Annotated in this window: 19 protein-coding genes and 1 tRNA gene; 8 read left to right on the top strand and 12 right to left on the bottom strand. The window is 68.2% G+C overall.

The annotated features are described in order from the left end of the window. The first annotated feature begins 4 nt into the window (after positions 1–4). The 3 genes from AB0M51_RS33005 to AB0M51_RS32995 all read left to right on the top strand — a co-directional run bounded on the left by AB0M51_RS33005 (position 5) and on the right by AB0M51_RS32995 (position 5,284). Positions 5–3,445: a putative Ig domain-containing protein gene (locus AB0M51_RS33005; protein WP_344192340.1), complete on the top strand. Its 3,441-nt coding sequence runs from the start codon at positions 5–7 to the stop codon at positions 3,443–3,445. Positions 3,446–3,557: 112 nt separating this feature from the next. Beyond that, the gene (locus AB0M51_RS33000) at positions 3,558–3,797 is read left to right on the top strand and encodes a DUF3311 domain-containing protein (RefSeq protein ID WP_344192342.1); all 240 of its coding nucleotides are present in this window, start codon (positions 3,558–3,560) and stop codon (positions 3,795–3,797) included. After that, entirely contained in the window at positions 3,794–5,284 is a 1,491-nt protein-coding gene (locus AB0M51_RS32995; protein ID WP_363751861.1) for a sodium:solute symporter family protein, read from the top strand. Before AB0M51_RS33000 ends, AB0M51_RS32995 begins: the two co-directional genes overlap by 4 nt. Before the next feature lies 1 nt (position 5,285). Here AB0M51_RS32995 and AB0M51_RS32990 read toward each other — a convergent pair. From AB0M51_RS32990 to AB0M51_RS32965, 6 genes are all read right to left on the bottom strand, one after another. Next, positions 5,286–5,358, bottom strand: a tRNA-Arg gene (locus tag AB0M51_RS32990). Positions 5,359–5,390: 32 nt separating this feature from the next. Continuing rightward, entirely contained in the window at positions 5,391–6,554 is a 1,164-nt protein-coding gene (locus AB0M51_RS32985; protein WP_344192360.1) for a hypothetical protein, read from the bottom strand. A gap of 218 nt (positions 6,555–6,772) precedes the next feature. Then, positions 6,773–7,375, bottom strand: coding sequence for an META domain-containing protein (locus tag AB0M51_RS32980; protein WP_344192362.1), 603 nt, complete (start codon positions 7,373–7,375; stop codon positions 6,773–6,775). Continuing rightward, positions 7,372–7,866 carry a SigE family RNA polymerase sigma factor gene (locus tag AB0M51_RS32975; RefSeq protein ID WP_344192364.1) on the bottom strand — a complete coding sequence of 165 codons (495 nt, stop codon included), beginning with the start codon at positions 7,864–7,866 and terminating at the stop codon, positions 7,372–7,374. Before AB0M51_RS32975 ends, AB0M51_RS32980 begins: the two co-directional genes overlap by 4 nt. Before the next feature lie 92 nt (positions 7,867–7,958). Further along, positions 7,959–9,245, bottom strand: a complete 1,287-nt coding sequence (locus AB0M51_RS32970) for an alpha/beta hydrolase (RefSeq protein ID WP_344192366.1) — start codon at positions 9,243–9,245, stop codon at positions 7,959–7,961. Positions 9,246–9,386: 141 nt separating this feature from the next. Next, positions 9,387–9,983 (bottom strand): hypothetical protein, encoded by a 597-nt coding sequence (locus tag AB0M51_RS32965; protein ID WP_344192368.1) that lies wholly within the window; start codon positions 9,981–9,983, stop codon positions 9,387–9,389. A 195-nt stretch (positions 9,984–10,178) separates the two neighbouring features. On the opposite strand from AB0M51_RS32965, the gene AB0M51_RS32960 reads away from it, so the two are divergent. Genes AB0M51_RS32960 through AB0M51_RS32945 form a run of 4 tightly spaced genes read left to right on the top strand, consistent with a single transcriptional unit; the run spans position 10,179 to position 12,262 of the window. Continuing rightward, positions 10,179–10,946, top strand: a complete 768-nt coding sequence (locus AB0M51_RS32960; RefSeq protein ID WP_344192370.1) for a hypothetical protein — start codon at positions 10,179–10,181, stop codon at positions 10,944–10,946. Between the two features lie 17 nt (positions 10,947–10,963). Beyond that, complete coding sequence (locus tag AB0M51_RS32955) at positions 10,964–11,104, top strand: hypothetical protein (protein WP_166679625.1); 141 nt, start codon at positions 10,964–10,966, stop codon at positions 11,102–11,104. Next, positions 11,101–11,745 carry a hypothetical protein gene (locus tag AB0M51_RS32950; protein WP_344192375.1) on the top strand — a complete coding sequence of 215 codons (645 nt, stop codon included), beginning with the start codon at positions 11,101–11,103 and terminating at the stop codon, positions 11,743–11,745. The genes AB0M51_RS32955 and AB0M51_RS32950 overlap by 4 nt, the downstream gene beginning before the upstream one ends. Before the next feature lie 10 nt (positions 11,746–11,755). Beyond that, complete coding sequence (locus tag AB0M51_RS32945) at positions 11,756–12,262, top strand: GNAT family N-acetyltransferase (protein ID WP_344192377.1); 507 nt, start codon at positions 11,756–11,758, stop codon at positions 12,260–12,262. 32 nt (positions 12,263–12,294) lie between these two features. Here AB0M51_RS32945 and mscL read toward each other — a convergent pair whose 3' ends face one another. The 4 genes from mscL to AB0M51_RS32925 form a co-directional block, all read right to left on the bottom strand. After that, positions 12,295–12,705, bottom strand: a complete 411-nt coding sequence (gene mscL / locus AB0M51_RS32940; RefSeq protein WP_344192379.1) for a large conductance mechanosensitive channel protein MscL — start codon at positions 12,703–12,705, stop codon at positions 12,295–12,297. 103 nt (positions 12,706–12,808) lie between these two features. Beyond that, a complete protein-coding gene (locus AB0M51_RS32935; RefSeq protein ID WP_344192381.1) occupies positions 12,809–13,426 on the bottom strand; it encodes an SAF domain-containing protein in 618 nt (205 codons plus the stop codon). A 57-nt stretch (positions 13,427–13,483) separates the two neighbouring features. Further along, the gene (locus tag AB0M51_RS32930) at positions 13,484–13,837 is read right to left on the bottom strand and encodes an FmdB family zinc ribbon protein (protein WP_344192383.1); all 354 of its coding nucleotides are present in this window, start codon (positions 13,835–13,837) and stop codon (positions 13,484–13,486) included. A gap of 77 nt (positions 13,838–13,914) precedes the next feature. Further along, positions 13,915–14,376 carry a DUF1203 domain-containing protein gene (locus tag AB0M51_RS32925; protein WP_344192385.1) on the bottom strand — a complete coding sequence of 154 codons (462 nt, stop codon included), beginning with the start codon at positions 14,374–14,376 and terminating at the stop codon, positions 13,915–13,917. A 78-nt stretch (positions 14,377–14,454) separates the two neighbouring features. Between AB0M51_RS32925 and AB0M51_RS32920 the strand changes: the two genes are divergently transcribed. Further along, positions 14,455–16,995 (top strand): penicillin acylase family protein, encoded by a 2,541-nt coding sequence (locus AB0M51_RS32920; RefSeq protein WP_344192387.1) that lies wholly within the window; start codon positions 14,455–14,457, stop codon positions 16,993–16,995. 4 nt (positions 16,996–16,999) lie between these two features. Here the strand turns inward: AB0M51_RS32920 and AB0M51_RS32915 are convergent, their stop codons facing one another. After that, positions 17,000–17,875: an aminoglycoside phosphotransferase family protein gene (locus AB0M51_RS32915; RefSeq protein ID WP_344192389.1), complete on the bottom strand. Its 876-nt coding sequence runs from the start codon at positions 17,873–17,875 to the stop codon at positions 17,000–17,002. Further along, positions 17,868–18,428, bottom strand: coding sequence for a 5-formyltetrahydrofolate cyclo-ligase (locus AB0M51_RS32910; protein WP_344192391.1), 561 nt, complete (start codon positions 18,426–18,428; stop codon positions 17,868–17,870). The genes AB0M51_RS32915 and AB0M51_RS32910 overlap by 8 nt, the downstream gene beginning before the upstream one ends. Positions 18,429–18,457 lie beyond the last annotated feature (29 nt).

Raw genomic sequence — 18,457 nt, 5'->3', positions numbered from 1 at the left:
GTCTGTGTATCCGACTCCAGCCGCTGTCCGCGGCCGCGTCCGGCGGCTCGGCGCGTTGAGCGCAGCTCTCGTACTCGTCACCGGACTCCTCTTCGCCGCGGCCCGACCGGCCGCGGCCCGGGAACTGGGCGGGTGTGACCTGTCGTTCCACACCACGGTCAGCCCGCAAGGATTCGTCCACCCCGGCGTCGGGCTGACCCAGCCGATCCTCGAGAACGCCCGCCGGCAGCTCGCCGCGGGCGCCGAACCCTGGACGTCGTCGTACCAGGCGATGCTCCGGTCGTCGGCGGCCGGGCCGACGGTGACATCGTCCAACCGCAGCAGCGCGGACCCGACCAAGCCCGCCTCCGACGCGTTCAACAGCCAAGGTTTCAACGGCCGATTCATCGCCGACGGTCTGAAGTCCTACACGCAGGCCGTCCGCTACGTGCTCACCGGTGACGAGGTCTACCGCAAGAACGCGCTGGACATCATCCGCATCTGGGAGCAGATGGACCCGGCCAAGTACGAGTACTTCACCGACGCGCACATCCATACCGGCATCCCGCTCAACCGGATGGTGTCCGCCGCCGAGTTGCTGCGGTACACCTCGTGCGCCGGCGAGGCGTACCCGTGGACGGACGCGGACACGCAGGCGTTCGCCCGCAACCTCGTCACCCCGGTCATCGAGACGTTCCAGAACGACAACAACCACTTCATGAACCAGCACAGCTACCCGTTGATGGGTGCGATGGCCGGTGCGATCTTCACGGACGACACCGCGCTCTACAAGCGGTCGGTCGAATGGTTCACGGTGAACGCCACCGCGAAGGACCAGGGCTTCAACGGCTCGATCGCGCGGCTGTTCCGCTGGGTCGACCATGACGACAAGACCGGGAAGCCGATCAAGAACCCGCACGTCCAGCACGCGGAGATGGGTCGTGACCAGGCCCACGGCGGTGGTGACCTCACCAATGCGGTGATCATCTCCCGGATGTTGCTGGCACAGGGCACAAAGGTCGACCCCGTGGCCGGCACGGTGTCCGACGCGACGAACGCGGTCGGGCCGTACGAGTTCCTCAACAACAGGATCCTCGCCGCCGCCGACTACTTCTGGCGCTTCATGCTCGGCTACGACACGCCGTGGACCCCGATGGCGTACGCGATCTCGCCGGACGGCACGATCCGCGACACCTACAACCACATCGCCGACGGCTACCGCGGCCGGTATGTGACCGCGAGCTTCTGGGAGATCTATTACTACTACAGGTTCACGCTGGGCAAGGACGTCAAGGCGATGGCGCCCTACTACGCGGAGGCCTACGCCAAACGTCCAGGCCCGCTGTACTCGCGCGGCGGAGCGATCGGCAACTCCTGGGACGGCGCCGACGGCGGCGGCGATTCCTGGCTGTTCGCGCCGGCCGCCGCGGCAGGTGAGTCAACTCAACCACTGGGGAGCAACCCCAACATCTACGAGGTCGAGGACCGCTACACGCACCTGGCCGGCGACGTCACGACCGGCGACGGATACGTACGGATGTCCTCCGGCTCGAAGATCGCCTACCTCAACGGCGCGACGGACCGCCCGAAGCTGGGTTTCCGCGTTCGTACCAACGGTGAAGCCGTGATGCACCTCCACACCGCCAGGAACGGCCGCACCCTGAAACGCGACTATCCCGTGCTCGTGCCGAACACCGGCGGCAAGTGGCGCTACGTCACCACCGACGGACCCATGGACGACATCCTCTTCATCGAGGTCGACGGCGCCACCGTGGACCTCGACCACATCAACATCAACGCCGCGGCCGAGCTCACCGGGCCGGTCTTTCCTAGCGCCGCAAGCCGGGTCGTCGGCTGGCTTGGTGCTCAGGCTGAGGTCAATCTCGCCGCCACGGCCACTGCCGGTACGACGTACGCCGCGACCGGGCTCCCCGAAGGCGCCACGCTCGACTCGGCCACCGGCGTCCTCACCTGGAAGCCGACCCGGGCCGGTACGTGGACGGTCACCGTCGCCGCTGACGACGGCACCAATATGGCCGCTCGCCGCATCACCCTCACCGCGACCGGTGACCGCCTGAGCGCTGTGGAACTCGCCAAGCACGGCTACAACCCCGAGACCGTGTACGAGTCCGCGACTGCGGATGCGTACCACAGTGCGGTCGATGCCGCCGACAACCAGTGCGCGAAGGGATCCGACACCGAGTGCCTGACCGCGCTGACAGCTGTCGTGGCGGCCGTTGACGCACTGCGCCCGCTCTCGCCGAAGATCGCTCAGGACGGCAGCCTCGACTACCCGGACCTGGTCGCGTCATCCACTGCCGGGGACCGGATCGTCAACCTGGTCGACGGCGACGAACAGACAGGCACCGTTTACCCCCAGGCCGTGAACCTGTCGCACACCTTCGACTTCGGGCCGGACTACCGGGTGTCCGCGACGAAGTTCGGCTTCCAGAGCAACATCTTCGCGGACCGGATCGCGAACTCGGCGGTGTTCGGTTCCAACGACGGAGTCACGTGGACTCGGCTCACCCCCGGGGTCACGGCGTTCACGCAGGACTACAACACCCTCGACGTCGCCAAGGACCTGCAGGACGACCAGTTCCGGTACCTGAAGGTCCAGATGATCAAACAGTTGCCGGACGTGCTCTACGGGATCGTGCGCGGCGTGTTCGAGATGACCGAGTTCCACATCTACGGAGAACGGCACGAGATCGGCAACCTGGTGAAGTCGACCTCGATCACGTCCGCTCAGGCCATCGCGGGCAAGATCATGACCGGCGACACCGTCGACGTTGCAGTCACCGCGAAGAAGCCGCTGCAGCAGGTGACGGTCACCGTCCAGGGCATCACGGCGAAGGCGACCTCGGCGGACGGAGTCAACTGGAAGGCCTCGGCCAAGCTGGACAACGTGGCTGCCGGCAACATCCTGGTCGCGGTCGACTACGTCGATGCCAGTGGCAAGGCCGGCCCGACGGCGTACGGGACGACCGACGGATCGAAGCTCTTCGTGGCGGGCGACCCCGCACACTACATCGACGTTGCCAAGGTGGCGACCGTCACGGCCTCCGACAAGCAATGGCCGGGGAACGGACTGGGCGCCGACCAGGTCGGCTACCTGCTGTTCGACCGCAATCCTGATACGTACGGCGATCTGAACAGCGGACCCGGCGCGTACTACGTCCTCGACTTCGGCGCGCACGCGACCGTACGGCCCGAGGAGGTGCTGTTCCTGCCGCGGGCCAGCCACCCACAGCGGGCCAACGGAACCGTCGTACAGGGCTCGAACGACGGCCAGACCTGGACCGATCTCACCACATCGCTCACCGGAGCAGCAGCGAACACCTGGAGCGACCAGCAGACCTCCGGCGAGAGCCATTACCGGTACCTGCGTATCTACAACGCCACGAGCTGGTTCGGCGACCTCTCCGAGGTCGAGCTCTACGGCGACATCCAGAACGACGCCTGACCCTGCCCGTCTCGCACTGTTTGACGGACTCGCCCCTTGACAGCCATCACCGCCGAGCGTAGAACTTCATTCTACGGAATTGATATTCCATAATGCGGAATATGGAGGATCGATGTCGGCTGACCTCACGTCAAGGAAGCGAACCCCGGGCAGCTATGTCCGGTTTCTGCTGGCGGCGGCACCCTGGGTCGGGCTGCTCGGGCTCACACCGTTCGTGAACCGTGTGGAGCCGTTCGTCCTGGGGTTGCCGTTTCTGCTGTTCTGGATCGTGCTGTGGGTGGTGCTCACGTCGGTCTGTATGGGGATCGTCTACTGGACCGACCCGGTGAACCGCGGCGGAGGCGAGCGATGAACGCGGCGTTGCCGGTCCTCGGCCTATTCTTCCTCGTCGCGCTCGCTCTCGGCCTGCGGGCGCGGCGCGGCAAGAAGATGGACCTGGAACAGTGGAGCGTCGGCGGCCGGGGTTTCGGCTCGATCGTGGTGTTCTTGCTGCTGGCCGGCGAGATCTACACGACGTTCACCTTCCTCGGCGCGAGCGGGTACTCCTACAAGTACGGCGGCGCCAGCTTCTACATCCTCTGCTACGGCGCGCTGGCGTACGTGATCTCGTACTGGCTCGCGCCCGCGATCTGGCGGTACGCCAAGCGGGAACGCCTGGTCTCCCAGCCTGACTGGTTCGTCCGCAAGTACCGCAGTCGCAACCTCGGCCTGGTGGTCACGCTCATCGGCGTGATCGCGATGATCCCGTACCTGGAACTGCAACTGACCGGTCTCGGCGTGATCGTCGAGGAGACGTCGTACGGCGCCATTCCCAGCTCGGCCGCGATCTGGATCGGCGCCGTCGCGCTGGCGGTCTATGTGATGATCTCCGGAATCCACTCGGCCGCCTGGAACGCCATCATCAAGGACGTACTGGTGCTGGCTGTCGTGGTCGGAATCGGGCTCTACCTGCCACTGCACCACTTCGGCGGCGTGTCGCAGATGTTCCACGCCGTGCAGACCGCCAAGCCGGACATGCTGCGCCTGCACGAGGCGACTCACGACTCCGGCTGGTTCATCACCTCGGTCTTGCTGTCAGCGCTCGGATTCTTCATGTGGCCGCACTACTTCGGCGCCGTCTACGCCTCGAAGAACGAGCAGAGCTTCCGGAGGAACGCCACGTTCCTGCCGCTGTATCAGCTGATCTTGTTGTTCGTGTTCTTCACCGGGTTCACGGCGATGCTGGTGGTTCCCGGCCTGAAGAACGGCGACCTGTCGCTGCTGCGCATCACCCGCGAGACGCTGCCACCGGTGGTGGCCGGGCTTGTCGGGGCCGCCGGGATGTTCTGCGCGCTCGTACCCGGTGCGATGCTGCTGACCACCTCAGCCACGATGCTGGCCAAGAACGTCTACCAGGACTATGTCCCGGGGGCGACCAGTGAGCGGGTGAGCCTGCTGGCCAAGGCCCTGGTTCCGGTGATCACCGCGATCGCTGTGTATCTGACCTTCGCCGGGGGCGACGCGATCGTCAACCTGCTGCTGCTCGGATACGCCTTCGTCACCCAGCTCTTCCCCTCGATGATCATGAGCCTGCTGCGACGGAATCCGGTGACCAAATGGGGCGCGGGCGCCGGCATGGTGGTCGGCACCGCGATCGTCACCTGGCTCACTCTCGGCAAGATCGCAGTGGGCCAGATCCTGCCGTTCCTGCCGCAGTCGCTCCATCACCTCAACGTCGGCATCGTCGCCCTGATCGCCAACATCGCCGTCTGCGCGATCATCTCCGTGGCCACCAGATCAACGACCACACCACAGCACGCCGAGGCGGTGCCGACACTCGACCTGGCCAGCGACCGGTAGGTGCCCCCGGCAGGATTCGAACCTGCGACGCACGGTTTAGGAAACCGACGCTCTATCCCCTGAGCTACGGGGGCGCACGCGGGACAGCTTAGCGGAGGTGGGGTGGTCAGCCGGTCAGTGCGGTGACGCCGAGGTGGCCGGCTATCGAGTTGTAGCGTTCGGCGTAGAGGGTGGTGCAGCGGGAGGCGGCGCAGCCGGCGCCGGCGAAGGCGATGCCGCGGATGGTGGCGGAGCTGCTGCCGCGGCGGGAGTAGACCGGGCCGCCGGAGTCGCCGCCGATGATCGCGACCAGGCCGCCGCGGGTCGCGCGGATCACGTACGTCGTGCAGCCGTCGGTGTCGCAGTAGCTGGCCGACGTGGAGCGGACCGTCAGGTTGCACACCGACGTACTGAAGCTCCCGGACTGGCAGACGACCGTTCCGACGCCCGGGTCGCCGCCGCCGGTCACCGTGCGGGTGTTGGCCGTGTCGCCGGGCCCGTCGGTCCAGATCTTCGGGCCGTACGAGCTGCCGGTGACCAGCGACTGGTCGTAGTCCGGGTAGTTCGTGCGGACCGTGGTCGTGCCGTAGTAGTTCGTGCCCGACTTCCACGCCGTCCCCGGCGCGCCGCAGTGCCCGGCGGTGACCGAGCCGCGTTGGCCGTTCGACCGCCGTACGACGGAGAACCCGGCCGAGCAGTTCTTCAGCGCTGAGGTGATCCGCGCGCCGCCCCAGTGCCCGCCCTTCGGGGTGTCGCTGAGCCGCGAGGTACGAGCGAGCGAACCCGCCACCAGTTGTACGCCGGACAGCCCGCGGAGGCCCGCGAGTGCGGCGGGGGAGGTGGTCGCCTGGTCGTACTCGACGACGACGTTCTCGCTGGACGGGTCGAGGTCGGCCGAGAACGTCGTACGGGCGGCATCCCCGGACCACGCGCGCTTGCCGACCGTCCGCCAGGTGTCGGCGATCGCCTGAGCTGAGCGGCAACTGTGCTCCACCTTCACCATCTGCTTGCCGGCCGCCGGCAGGTTCCGGGCCATCGCAGACTGGTACTTCTTGGCGTCCACGTTCGCCGAGTCGACGACGACCTCGTACCCGCTGGCGGCCGAGCCGACCACGCCGACGACGCCCTGGCTGAGCCCGTACGGCAGGCCGGACTTCGGACGGCCGGTGGCGTCCAGCGGCTCCAGCGAGCGGATCGCGGCCGAGATGCCTTCGCCGAGCGACTCGCCGAGCGGGCGAGGGTCGGACGCGGATGTCGGCTGCGCGAGCCGGGAGGCCTCGGTCGAGCTCACGCTCGGCTGGGCGTGGGAGCACGCCGCAGCGCCCGCCACCGCACTCGATGAGGGGCTGGCGAGGGCGACTGCGAACAGTGAGACTGAGCCGAGTGTGACCAGCGGGACGGTAACGGAGAGTCGCACGAAGCTCCCAACATCGGTGGACCAACCACTAGATGGTCCGGTCAGGAACTCCTTTCCGTCAAGAGCTGATCACTTTCTGCGAGCAGAATCGACTACCGTGCGCGAGCGTAGCTCGCAAGTCGAGTCCCGTCGGCGCCGAAGAACTCGAGTGTGTCGCCGTTGATCGCCACTCGCTTGGCTGCCGCCAGTACGCCGGTGTGCGGCACGTTGTCGCAGCCGATCATGTGCTGCGGCCCGACCGTCGCACTGAACGCACCGCGCTGACCGATGCTGTACGTGCCCTGGAGGCCGTTGCAGCCGTCCGAACCGGACCAGGTGCCGTCGGCCTTGAACACGATCACCGGGTCGTTCGGCCGCGCCTTCTTCAGTGCTCTGAAGCCGTCCATCTGCTGCATGCGCCAGGTGCCGGACACTGTCTGCGCGGTCACCGGCCGGGCGGACGGCGTCGTCGCGACGGACTGCGGGCCGCCGGCGACCGGCGGCTGGGAAGGCTTGTTCTGCGAGCCGGCCAGCCCGAAGGCGGTGACGGCGACAGCGGCCACCGCGACAGCGGCCGCGCCCGTGCCGATCCAGGTACGGCGTTGTGCGCGCCGGGCGCCGGTGGTGGCGCGCTCGGTCAGGTCCGCGCTCTGCGGCACGCTGGCCGCGGCGCGTTCGAAGGTACCTCGGAGGTCGTCCTCGAGATCGGTGCTCACTTCAGCCTCTCATCGACGCGATGGGATTCGTGGGTCTTCCGCAGCGCCGCCAGCGCCCGGCTCGCGGTCGCCCGGACGGAGGACGGCTTGATGCCGAGCAGGTCGGCGATCGTCTGGTCGTCGAGGTCCTGGTAGTAACGCAGGACCAGCACGACGCGTTCGCGTGCGGACAACGTCGCCAGCGCCTGCCACAGGCCGTCGGAGTTCGCGATGCCGGTGGCGTGGTCGGGCACGGTGTGCTGCGGGTCCAGGTCGGCGGTCGGTGCCTCGCTGAACGAGCGCCGCCGGGTCATCGACAGGTACTCGTTCACCAGGATCCGCCGGACGTAGTGGTGCGGGTCGTCCGCGGCGCGCACCTTCCGCCACTTGCGGAACGCCTGCATCAACGCGATCTGGGCCAGGTCCTCCGCCCGTTGGTAGTCGCCGGAGACGGTGAACCCGAGCCGCACCAGTTCCTGTCCGCGGGCGGACACGTACTCCTCGAACTCCACTCGCCGCTCCCTGGCTGGGCGTACAACTCCTCACACCTATTAGACGCATCGAGTCGCCCAGCTGATGCAACCGTTGCCGCACAGTTCGATCTCTAGTGCAGCAGGAACGTCCGGACCGCCTGCCGGCCCCTGGGATCGCGCTGCACGCTGTGACCGCTGCCCGGTATGACGACCAGCTGTGCCGACCGGGCGTGGGCCTGCTCCCATCTGGACCAGTCCAGTGGGCAGAACAGGTCATTGCTCCCGTGCAGGATCAGTGTGCGCGGCAACAGCTCCTGCGCGGTCGGGTACGTCGACACCCGCGAGGCGGGCCACCGCAGACATCCCTGGATCATTAGTTGCTCGCGGGCGGTCGCCACGTCGTACGGGTACAGGCGTTTCGGATCCAGGCGGCGTACCGCCTCATCCAGCGCCGCCTGGCGGTTGGGCTTGCCCGACCATGGGAAGCGCAGGTCCGAGCACAGCGTGGCCATGTGGAGTCCGGCCGAGAGCTGGTCGTAGGGCAGGCCTTTGCTGGTGGTCCGTTGGATCAGCTCCTTCAACGTGGAGTCGTCGCCGTTGCGGGCCGCGTGGAGGGCGGCCGGGATCCCTGCAAGGGCCGGGTTGACGGAGTTGAGGCTCGACACGGACAGCATCTCCATCAGGTCGGTGCCGCTCACACCGTGCTGCACGAGCCAGGCCAGGTCCGCCACGGGGTCCGTAGTACATCCCTGGCAGGTCGACCGGAGTACTGCGCTCGTTGCTGCCATCAGGTCGACGCCCATCGGGTCGAAACCCTTGTGCGGTACGACGGAATCCAGCACAAGCGCCTTGACGCGGTCCGGGTACTTCAGGCCGTACTGCGCCGCGGTGAAGCTCCCGTACGACGTGCCGTCGAGCGTCAGCCGGTCCACCTTGAGGAACTGGCGGAGCTGCTCGATGTCGTCGACCGTGTCGGGCGTGCCGTAATACCCGGCATTGGCCCCGAGCTGCTTGGCGCACTGGTCGACGGCCTCGGCGGGTGGGGTGAGGAAGTCGGAACCGCCCACAGTCTCTTGTAGAGCAGGGCAATTGAGACCACCGGCTCCGGTACCGCGCTGGTCGAACATGACGAGCCGGTACTCACGCAGTACGTCCGGATCCACGTTGCGGCTGAGCGCCGGGACGGCGGGTTGGCCGGGGCCGCCGGAAAGCATCAGGAGTACGCCGCGGGGAGCGTCCACGTTGTCGGCCGCGATCACCGGGAGGTCGAGCGACGGGCCGTCCGGACGCTGACGGTCGAGAGGGACCTGCAGCGTCGTACACGTGAACCCCTCGGCGCAGGAGGAATCCGCCGGCTGCCGGCTCGAACACGCCGTGCAGGTCAACACCAGCGCACAGAGCAGCCGGATCGTACGCATGCACCCTCCCCTCAGGCCGAGCGTGCATGCACCGCGACCGGCACCGCAACCTGCCTCGCGGGTCGACCCCGGAAGGGACCCGCAAGGCAGGCGCGGCTCGACCCCACTCGGACGGCTTCGGGGTGCACGTCCGTGACGGGGTCAGCGAAGACCGAGCGACTTGATCAGCTCGGCAGTCACCTGGCGGGGCGCCGGCAGTACGCCGGGCTTGCCCTGCCCTTCCAGCGAGGTCGCCACCAGGCGGCGGCAACCGAAGGCCTCGGCGGTGAACGACAGGACGCCGCGGTCGTTGTCGGTGAACCGCAGGACGTAGGTCGGACCGAGCTCCTTGGTGCAGATGCTCGGCTTCTTCGCGACGGGTTTCGCCGCGTTCACCAGCGCCAGCAGTTCGGTGGCCTGTTCGCCGGTGCGCTTCGTGGTGACGGTGGCGTAGTCCTGCCCGGTCGCCTGGGCGTCGTACTGGCAGATGGTCACGCTGACCGGTACGAACTTCGAGGCGGCGACGCCCTGGCCCCAGACCACCTTCTCGGTGGCGGTGCGGACGGCGGTGATCGTGCTCGGGCAGTCCGTGCTCGGCTTGCCGCTGGGGGTGGGGGTGCTCGGGGTGGGCGACGGGGTGTCCGTGGGCTGGGCGGCGGGCGGGGACGAGGCGTTCTCGGTGCCGCAGGCGGCGGCGATTCCGAGCACAGCCACGACGAGCGTCGCACCGATCAGGCCCCGTGTCCGTTGTGCACTCACGACTCGGTCCTTCCGGGTTGGCAGGGGCAACATGATGGTGGACCGGAGTCTCACCCGGCGTGCCGGAACATCACGGCGGCGCGTCTATCCGGTCACGCCGCCCGATCGATCCGCAACCGAGGCACAGCTGTAACCTGCACGCGCTGGCGACCCGCCGAGCTGCCGGTGTCCCCGTCCGCACCTAAGATGCTTGTCGTGGGCAGGAAGAAGGCGAACGCGGAGGCCGCCGCGCAGCGGGAGTGGGAGCTCGGTATCGACTGGGCGCGTTGGCTGCTCGACGGCAACGTCCCGCAACCGCTCCGGGTGTACGGCGTCGTCCTGGAGCCGAACGAGGTCGCCTACCTGCAGACCACCGCGCAGTACTCCCGGCTGTACGGCGGGAGCGGGCGCTACACCACCAGCGGCGGGTTCTTCTTCGGCAAGCCGGGGATGGTGCTCGGCATGATGGCCGCCAACGCCGCGGTGAACGCGAGCCGCAAGGCAGCCGCGAAGCGCGACATGCAGGCGTCCTGGCGCGACGTCCAGGAGCTCCCGGTGCTGGCCACCAACCTGCGGCTGATGTGCCAGCTGCCGGCCAAGGGCTGGATGAGCTTCTATTACAGCGCCGTGCAGGAGTTCTACCCCGATACGGAGAACTGGACGATCACCTTCGGGTTCCAGAACGCCGTGCCGCTGCGGATCGCCGGCCTGAGCACGCCCACGCTGGCCGTGCTGTCGGCGTGGTGCGTGCACGGGAACGGCCGCTGGCACGGCGAGCCCGGGATCGCCCCGCTGGTCCAGGCCGCGCTCGCTCCACGCCCACCCGTTGCCGAGGTCCCGTACGACGCACCCGCCGAGGTGCCGTACGACGCCAACTCCGAGATCCTGGACGAGACTCCGGGCAACCCGGCCGGCGGCCGGACGACCGGTAACGCGTACGAGGACCTGCTGCGCTCGAAACTCAATCCCGAAGACCGCGGCTGACTCGGTAACCTGGACACATGACGAGCCCGTACGAAGACGACGAGCCGCTGCTGCCCGAGCAGACCCGCGACGACGACCCGCGCACCTGGGGCGACAACGACTTCGGCAGCGACGACGACGATCGGATCCTCAACGAGGTCCCGCCGCACCACGGATGACCGTCTCGGTGCTCCTTGTCCACGGTGGCCTCTGGGACGCCATGGACGCCGATGGCTTCTGGGGTAGACCGGGCATCACCGCTGCCTTGACCGCCGCGCTCGACCCCGACGTGTCCGGGCGGGTGGAGGTGCTCGCGCCCGACCGGCCGCAGCGGGCCACCGGATGGGATCTGGAGGTCGCCGCGCTCGGTGAACACCTGGCGAAACGTTCCGGTCCGGTAAGGATCGTTGGGGCCTCCAATGGATGTACGGCCGCCGTTCTGCTGGCGGCGAGGTTTCCGGAGCTCGTCGACCGGTTGCTGCTGGCCTGGCCGGCCACCGGCGACGACCCCGCCGGGAACGAACGTGCCCGGGTCGGGATGATGAACCGCGGTTGTCCGGCCGAGGTCGCGGACGGACTGCTCGGGGTTGGAATTCTGCGTGGGGTTCCGGATGCGGAGCTGGCGTCGCTCGACCGTATCCCGGTGGCGGTCCTGCCGTCGGTGCCGGAGAATCCGTCCCATCAGCGGAAGACGGTCGACGCGTTGCTGCGCTCGATCCGGGGGAGTCGCGAGCTGCCCGGGTGTGCCGAACCGCCGGTGCCCGGATTCCCGCCGTTCCTGGATCAGCTGGTGCGAACGATCGTGGAGTTCGTCAACTGAGGGGAAGAGCGTGGAGCTTCGGGGGTTCGACGACGGGTACGGGGTCCAGGTCGCGGCCTGGGCCGTGGACGAGAAGGAAGTCGCGCTGCTGTCCGGACGGGTGGCCTACCCGTTCCCGGAGGAACTGCGGACGAGTTGGCGGACGGCCGACGCGGACATTCACTCCTATCTGTTGTTCGACGGCGAGCGGCCGGTCGGGTACGGCGAGGTGTGGCTGGACGACGAGGAGGACGAGGTCGAGCTCGCCCGAATCATCGTGGACCCGGCGGTCCGCGGCCGCGGCTTCGGCGGCGAGCTCGTCCGGGCACTGCTCGGACCGGCGCTGGACGCCGGGTACTCAGAGGTGTTCCTGCGGGTCCGTCCGGAGAACGCTCCGGCGATCCGCGCGTATCACCGCAGCGGCTTCGTCGATGTCCCGGCCGGGTTGATGGAGGAGTGGAACGACGGCCAGCCGGTGCCGTACCGCTGGATGCGGTACGCCGGGGCGCAGGTGGGTGCCGGCGAGCTCAGGGGCTGAGGATTACGCACCCACCTGCCTCGGGCAGCGGGTTACCGCTCCGCCTGCCGCGCACGCAGCAGGTCGCGGATCTCGGTCAGCAGCTCCTGGTCGGTGGTCAGCGGGTCGGGCTCCGGCTCCACCCCGCGCTTGCGGCGCTCGGCGAGCTTGTTGAGCGGCATCACGATGAAGAAGTAGACCGCCGCCGCGACGAACAGGAAGTTCAGCGCCGCCTGCACGATGTTTCCGATGTGGAACTCGGCACCGTTGATCTTGAAGAAGAACAGCTTGCTGGCGTCTGCCTTGCCGAAGATCGCCGCGACCAACGGGTTGATGAAGTTGTTCACGACAGCCGTGACGATCGTGCCGAACGCTGCGCCGATGACGACGGCGACCGCAAGGTCGACGACGTTGCCGCGCATGATGAATTCCTTGAAGCCCTTGAGCATGTGTGGTGCCTCCACGAAGCGGGTGGTTGTACCCGGACAAGGTAGGGCCGCAGGGTCGCCCATGCGAGGGACCGCGCCGATCGGCAACGCATCGTGCCGCCGCGAGTCCGGAGGGTGATCATCCGGTGTCCGGCGCCAGCGCCACGGTGATGCGTGAGTTCGTACTGGCCTGGGCCAGTCGGGTCGCGACCTCCGGTGCGGTCGCGACCACGATCAGCGCCCCCGACGTACCCGATCGGGGCGCCGGCAGCGCGACCACCGGAACCGAACGAGCGAGCAGCCGGGCGACATCGGCGTTCGTGCCGTTCGCCGCGTACAGGTTCAGACGGTCGCCGACGCGCAGCAGTGTGGTGATATCGGAGTCGTCGACGCGGAACGGGTAGGCGACCGAACCGGCCGGCACGGCAGCCGGCGCCAGGAATCGGGCGTCGGTCAGGGGTTCGCCGGCTCTGACCGGGCCGCTGAGCACACGTGTGGTCAGCTCACTGCCGGGTCTGAGCGCGCCGGCGGGCACGGCACCCGGCGGCAGTTCGACGGTGCGCAGGTCGGCACGTGTGGGCGGGGCGCCGCCGGTGAGGTCGTGCGCCGCGGCCAGCACCTTGACCGTCGGCGGCGGTGCGGGGGAGAGGGCGAGGAGGCCGAAGTACACGGCGGCTGCCGCGGCCGCGCCGGCCAGGAGTCGACGGTGCCACCGGGCGGCCCGGAGCAGATCACGAAACAGCGAGGAGAGATTCATGCCGGAGAAAGTACGAGTTTCGCCGGCACCCGCCGTTCAGTTGTCCACAGGCAGCGGTCAGGCCGCGCTGGTCCCCGAAGAGGACGAGCCGCTCGACGACGAGCCGGACGACGCGGCCGACGAGGATCCCGACGTACCGGACGAGCTCGCCGAGCCGGACGACGACGAGTCCGACGCCTTGGAGCTGCCCGAAGAGGACGAGTCGGACTTCGCCGGCACCGAGCCCTTGCCGGAGGACCGGCTGTCGGTGCGGTAGAACCCGGAGCCCTTGAACACCACGCCCACGGCGTTGAAGACCTTGCGCAGGTTCCCCTGGCAGTTCGGGCACACGGTCAGCGCGTCGTCCGTGAAGCTCTGGCGCACCTCGAGCGCTTCGCCACAGTCGGTGCACTGGTACTGGTACGTCGGCACGGTCGGTTCCCTTCAAGCCGCTGGCACTCCTACTACCCGACTGCTAATAATGCGCCAGCGGCCCGAAGTATTCCAACTCAGGCCTGTCGGCGCACCGTGAAGTTCCAGCAACCGGCCACCACGTTCCGCACCTGAACGGTGTCCACGGCCGGGTCCTCGAACAGCCGTAGGAGCTCCTTTTCGCTGGTCCCAGGCTCTGTGACGACACCGTCCAGCATCTGGCCCGCGCTGTCGTACGGCCGCAGTACCGCCCGCCGGTCCCGGAAGTCGGCCGGGAAGCCCGCGGCCGGCCGCGGGCAATCCGTCAGGTGGACGAAGACCGGCCCGACCTCGGCGTACGGGCCGCCGGCCTCCATCGGCCGGTGGGAGACCAGCGCGATCCGATCGCCGGCGCCCGCGACGGTCAGGCAACAGCGCAGCGGCTCACCGCCTTCCGAGGCCCGGGAAACGACGGCGTTTCCGAAATCGTCGTGGTGGTTGCAGCGGATCCGGTCCAGGTGCGAAACCGGTACGCCCTCATACCTCAACTCTGCGTTCATGTCGAGGGAACGCAGAGCAACGCAAAGTTGTGAGGGACCCCATTTGGGGTGGGGGCCCGGATTCTCTACGGTTGGTCCGTGCGTCGCCTGCTTCGAGTCGTCATCATCAGCGGAATCGCCCTCGCCACGGTCCTCCTGGTGATCGCCGGTACCGCCGTCTACGTCGTCCGCCACTCGTTCCCGACCTACGAGGGAACGATCGACCTGGAGGGGCTCGACGGTGACGTGAACGTGGTCCGGGACGCCAACGGCATCCCGCAGATCTACGCCGACACCCCGGCGGACCTGTTCGCCGCGCAGGGCTACACCGCGGCGCAGGACAGGTTCTTCGAGATGGACTTCCGCCGGCACGTGACGGCCGGCCGGCTGAGCGAGCTGTTCGGCAAGACGGCCCTCGAGACCGACAAGTTCGTCCGGACGCTCGGCTGGCGGCGGACCGCGGAGAAGGAGCTGCCGCTGCTCAGCCCGAGCACCCGGCAGTACCTCGACGACTACGCGCGCGGTGTCAACGCCTACCTGTCCACGCACAGCGGCTCCGGTCTCAGCCTGGAGTACGGCGTCCTCTCGCTGCAGCCCGGCGGGCCGAAGAACTACCGGCCGGAGCCGTGGACCGCGGCCGACTCGCTCTCCTGGCTGAAGGCGATGGCCTGGGACCTGGGCGGCAACCTGGACGAGGAGATCACCCGCACCAAGCTGCTCGCGGCGTTCCCGTCGCGCAACATCGAGAGCCTCTACCCGCAGTACCCGTACGACCGGAACCAGCCGATCATGCCGGCCGGCTCGGTCGGCAAGGACGGGAAGTTCAGCGCCGCCCCGGTCAGCAGCGAGGTGCGCCGGAGCATGCTCACGCAGGACCTGCTCAAGTCGCTGGACTCGGTGCAGAGCGTCGCCAAGGGCCTGCCCCAACTGCTCGGGCAGGGCGACGGCGTCGGCTCGAACTCCTGGGTGGTGTCCGGCGACCACACCACCACCGGCAAGCCGTTGCTGGCGAACGACCCGCACCTGGGCGCCACCATGCCGGGCATCTGGACGCAGGTCGGCCTGCACTGCAACAACGTCGGCAAGGCCTGCCCGTTCGACGTATCCGGCTTCAGCTTCTCCGGACTGCCCGGTGTGGTGATCGGGCACAACAACGCGATCTCCTGGGGCTTCACCAACCTCGACCCGGACGTCCAGGACCTGTACCTGGAGCGCGTCGACGGCAACAACGTCCTCTACAACAACAAGTGGCGACCGATGGCCACCCGTGAGGAGACGTTCAAGGTGGCCGGCGAGGACAAGCCGGTCAAGATCACCGTCCGCGAGACCCGGCACGGTCCGCTGATCTCGGACGTCGGCGACGACGAGAAGAAGGTCGGCGAGCAGGCCGCGGCACAGGCGAAGTACCCCAAGGCGTACGGCGTCGCCCTGCAATGGACCGCGCTGAACCCGGGCAAGACCGCCGACGCGCTGTTCGCGATCAACACCGCGCAGAACTGGACCCAGTTCCGGGCCGCCGCCGCGCAGTTCCAGGTGCCCTCGCAGAACCTGGTGTACGCCGACACCGACGGCCACATCGGCTACCAGGCGCCCGGGCTGGTGCCGATCCGCTCGGTCGGCCGCGGTGACTGGCCGGTGCCCGGCTGGGACCCGAAGTACTACTGGAAGGGCTACATACCCTTCGACGCGCTGCCGACCGAGCTCGACCCGCCGAGCGGGATCATCGTCACCGCCAACCAGGCCGTGGTGCCGAACACGTACTCGTACTACCTGACCAACTCCTGGGACTACGGGTTCCGCGCCCAGCAGATCCTGGACCGGATCAAGGCCGCCGGGAAGCTGGACGTGAACGCGATGGCGTCGATCCAGCTGGACACCAAGAACAAGGCCGCCGAGATCCTGGTGCCGTACCTGCTGCGCATCAGCATCAACGACGCCTTCGACCGGCAGGGCCAGGACACCCTGCGGAACTGGGACTTCACCCAGCCGCCGGACTCCGCGGCCGCGGCGTACTTCAACGTCGTCTGGCGCAACCTGCTCGCGCTGACCTTCCACGACCAGCTCCCCGAGGGCACCTGGCCGGACGGCGGCTCCCGTTGGTTCGAGGTGATCCACACGCTGCTCGGCCAGCCGAACAGCAGCTGGTGGGACGACGTCCGGACGCCGCAGCGCGAGAGCCGCGACGACATCCTCCGCGAGGCGCTGGTGAACGCCCGTACCGAGATCACCCAGAAGATGGCGCGGGAGCCCGCCAACTGGCAGTGGGGCCGGCTGCACAAGCTCACGCTGACCAACCAGACGCTGGGCAAGTCCGGGATCGGCCTGGTCGAGAAGATCTTCAACCGCGGCCCGTACGAGCTCGGCGGCGGTACGTCGATCGTCGACGCCACCTCCTGGGACGCCTCCGAGGGGTACGACGTGACGTCGACGCCGTCGATGCGGATGGTCGTCGACCTGTCGGACTTCGACAAGTCCCGCTGGATCAACCTGACCGGTATCTCCGGACACGCGTACTCGTCCAACTACACCGACCAGACGAAGCTGTGGGTCAAGGGCGAGACCCTGCCGTGGGCCTACACGAAGGGCGCGGTCGAGGCCACCCGCAAGCACTCCCTCACCTTCACCAAGCCGGACAGCTAGTAGCTCAGCCCTGTCCGGCGGCGAACGGCATGTCGCGCCACTGGGCCGTGAACATCCGGATGCCGTCCGCCAGGTCGGGGAACTGCGGGACCAGCGGGGTGCAGACGATGACCTGCAGGACACGCGCCAGGTCCATCAGTTGCTGGACCTCCGGGTCGAGCGAGGCGCCGTACGCGCGGCACAGGTCCGGGCCGAACCCGGCAAGGTCCCACTCGCGCGGGCCGATACACACGTCCTCGAAGTCGGCCCACAGCGGGCCGTCAACCGTGTTGATCAGGTTCCACGACGGAGCGTCGCCGTGGATCGGCTGGACCGCTACGGATGGGAAAGCGGCCTCGAAACCGGACCGGCTGGTCAGGATCGGCTCCAGCACCTTCCACTCGGCTCTTGCGCGCTCCAGGTCCTCCTGCTCGAGCAGGCCGGGCACGGGCTCGGCCGTAGTGAGACCTGGACCGATCAGCCGGAGCGGGGTCATCCAGGGCAACTCGCCCGGGTACGACGCCAGCCTGGTGTGGAGGTCAGCTACGCGTGCGGTCGCACCCAGGTAGTCCGGCTCAACTGCCTGGTCCACGTCGACGTACTTCCAGAACGTCATGCACAGCCCGTCCTGCTCTACCGGCACGGGGTGGGCCGGCTGCACTACCGGGACGCCCTGTTCGGCCAGCCAGGTCATGGCGTCGATCTCGCGCTGTTGGCGACGTACGGCGGGCTTTGGTTCCTGCAGGCTCGACGGCAGGTTCATAGGCACCCGAGCGACGACGGGGGACGGTTTCAGGTGCACCACTGTCGAGAAGGCTTCGTAGAGGACGGTCGGGTCGGTCACCGTCAGCCCGAGGAAGCGTGCGGCTGTGGCTGCTGCTTGGACAGCGGCGTCAGGCATCCAGAGACCTTCGCAGGGGGATCAAACGGTTAGGCGTGAGCGCCGCGTCCACCGGGTGGTCGTGGGAGTCGGACGGGAGCGTGTCCACGACCTCCGTGTCGTACACGGCGGCCCACACCGGCGTACCGGGGCGGACACGGGCCAGTGCCCGGTCGTACGAGCCGCCGCCGCGTCCCAGCCGTACGCCGTTGTACGCGACCGCCACGGCCGGGCAGATGACAAGGTCCGCGGTGGCGATCGCGTCGGAGCCCAGGTCGATCGGTGGCTCCGACAGCCCGAGCCGCCCGGGCACCAGGTCCGCCGCGCCGGGCGCAACGCCCCAGCCCAGGTCGTTGTCGGCGTACAGGATCGGGAGCAGCACCTCGTGGTGCGTCGAGAGCAGCCAGTCGATCAGTGCGCCGGTCTGCGGCTCAGGCCCCATGGACACGTACAAAGCGACCCGGTACACGTCCGGCAGCACCTGTTGGGCGCTCGCCAGCAGTCCCTCCGCGTGGTGCCGAGCACCCCGCGCCTCCAGGAACTGCTGCCGCGCCACGGCCTTCGTCAGAAACACCCTCTGATCGTAGAAGCGTGACGCGGACA

The organism is Kribbella sp. NPDC051137 (assembly GCF_040682535.1).
In the GTDB taxonomy this organism is placed as follows: Bacteria; Actinomycetota; Actinomycetes; order Propionibacteriales; family Kribbellaceae; genus Kribbella; species Kribbella karoonensis.
The sequence above is the reverse complement of the archived record's forward strand: the minus strand, read 5'-3'. Positions and strand labels throughout refer to the sequence as shown.

Coding starts and splice junctions, on each gene's coding strand:
- AB0M51_RS33000 (WP_344192342.1), top strand. CDS start 3,558: ATGTCGGCTGACCTCACGTCAAGGAAGCGAACCCCGGGCAGCTATGTC.
- AB0M51_RS32995 (WP_363751861.1), top strand. CDS start 3,794: ATGAACGCGGCGTTGCCGGTCCTCGGCCTATTCTTCCTCGTCGCGCTC.
- AB0M51_RS32970 (WP_344192366.1), bottom strand. CDS start 9,245: ATGCGTACGATCCGGCTGCTCTGTGCGCTGGTGTTGACCTGCACGGCG.
- AB0M51_RS32955 (WP_166679625.1), top strand. CDS start 10,964: ATGACGAGCCCGTACGAAGACGACGAGCCGCTGCTGCCCGAGCAGACC.
- AB0M51_RS32950 (WP_344192375.1), top strand. CDS start 11,101: ATGACCGTCTCGGTGCTCCTTGTCCACGGTGGCCTCTGGGACGCCATG.
- AB0M51_RS32935 (WP_344192381.1), bottom strand. CDS start 13,426: ATGAATCTCTCCTCGCTGTTTCGTGATCTGCTCCGGGCCGCCCGGTGG.
- AB0M51_RS32925 (WP_344192385.1), bottom strand. CDS start 14,376: ATGAACGCAGAGTTGAGGTATGAGGGCGTACCGGTTTCGCACCTGGAC.
- AB0M51_RS32915 (WP_344192389.1), bottom strand. CDS start 17,875: ATGCCTGACGCCGCTGTCCAAGCAGCAGCCACAGCCGCACGCTTCCTC.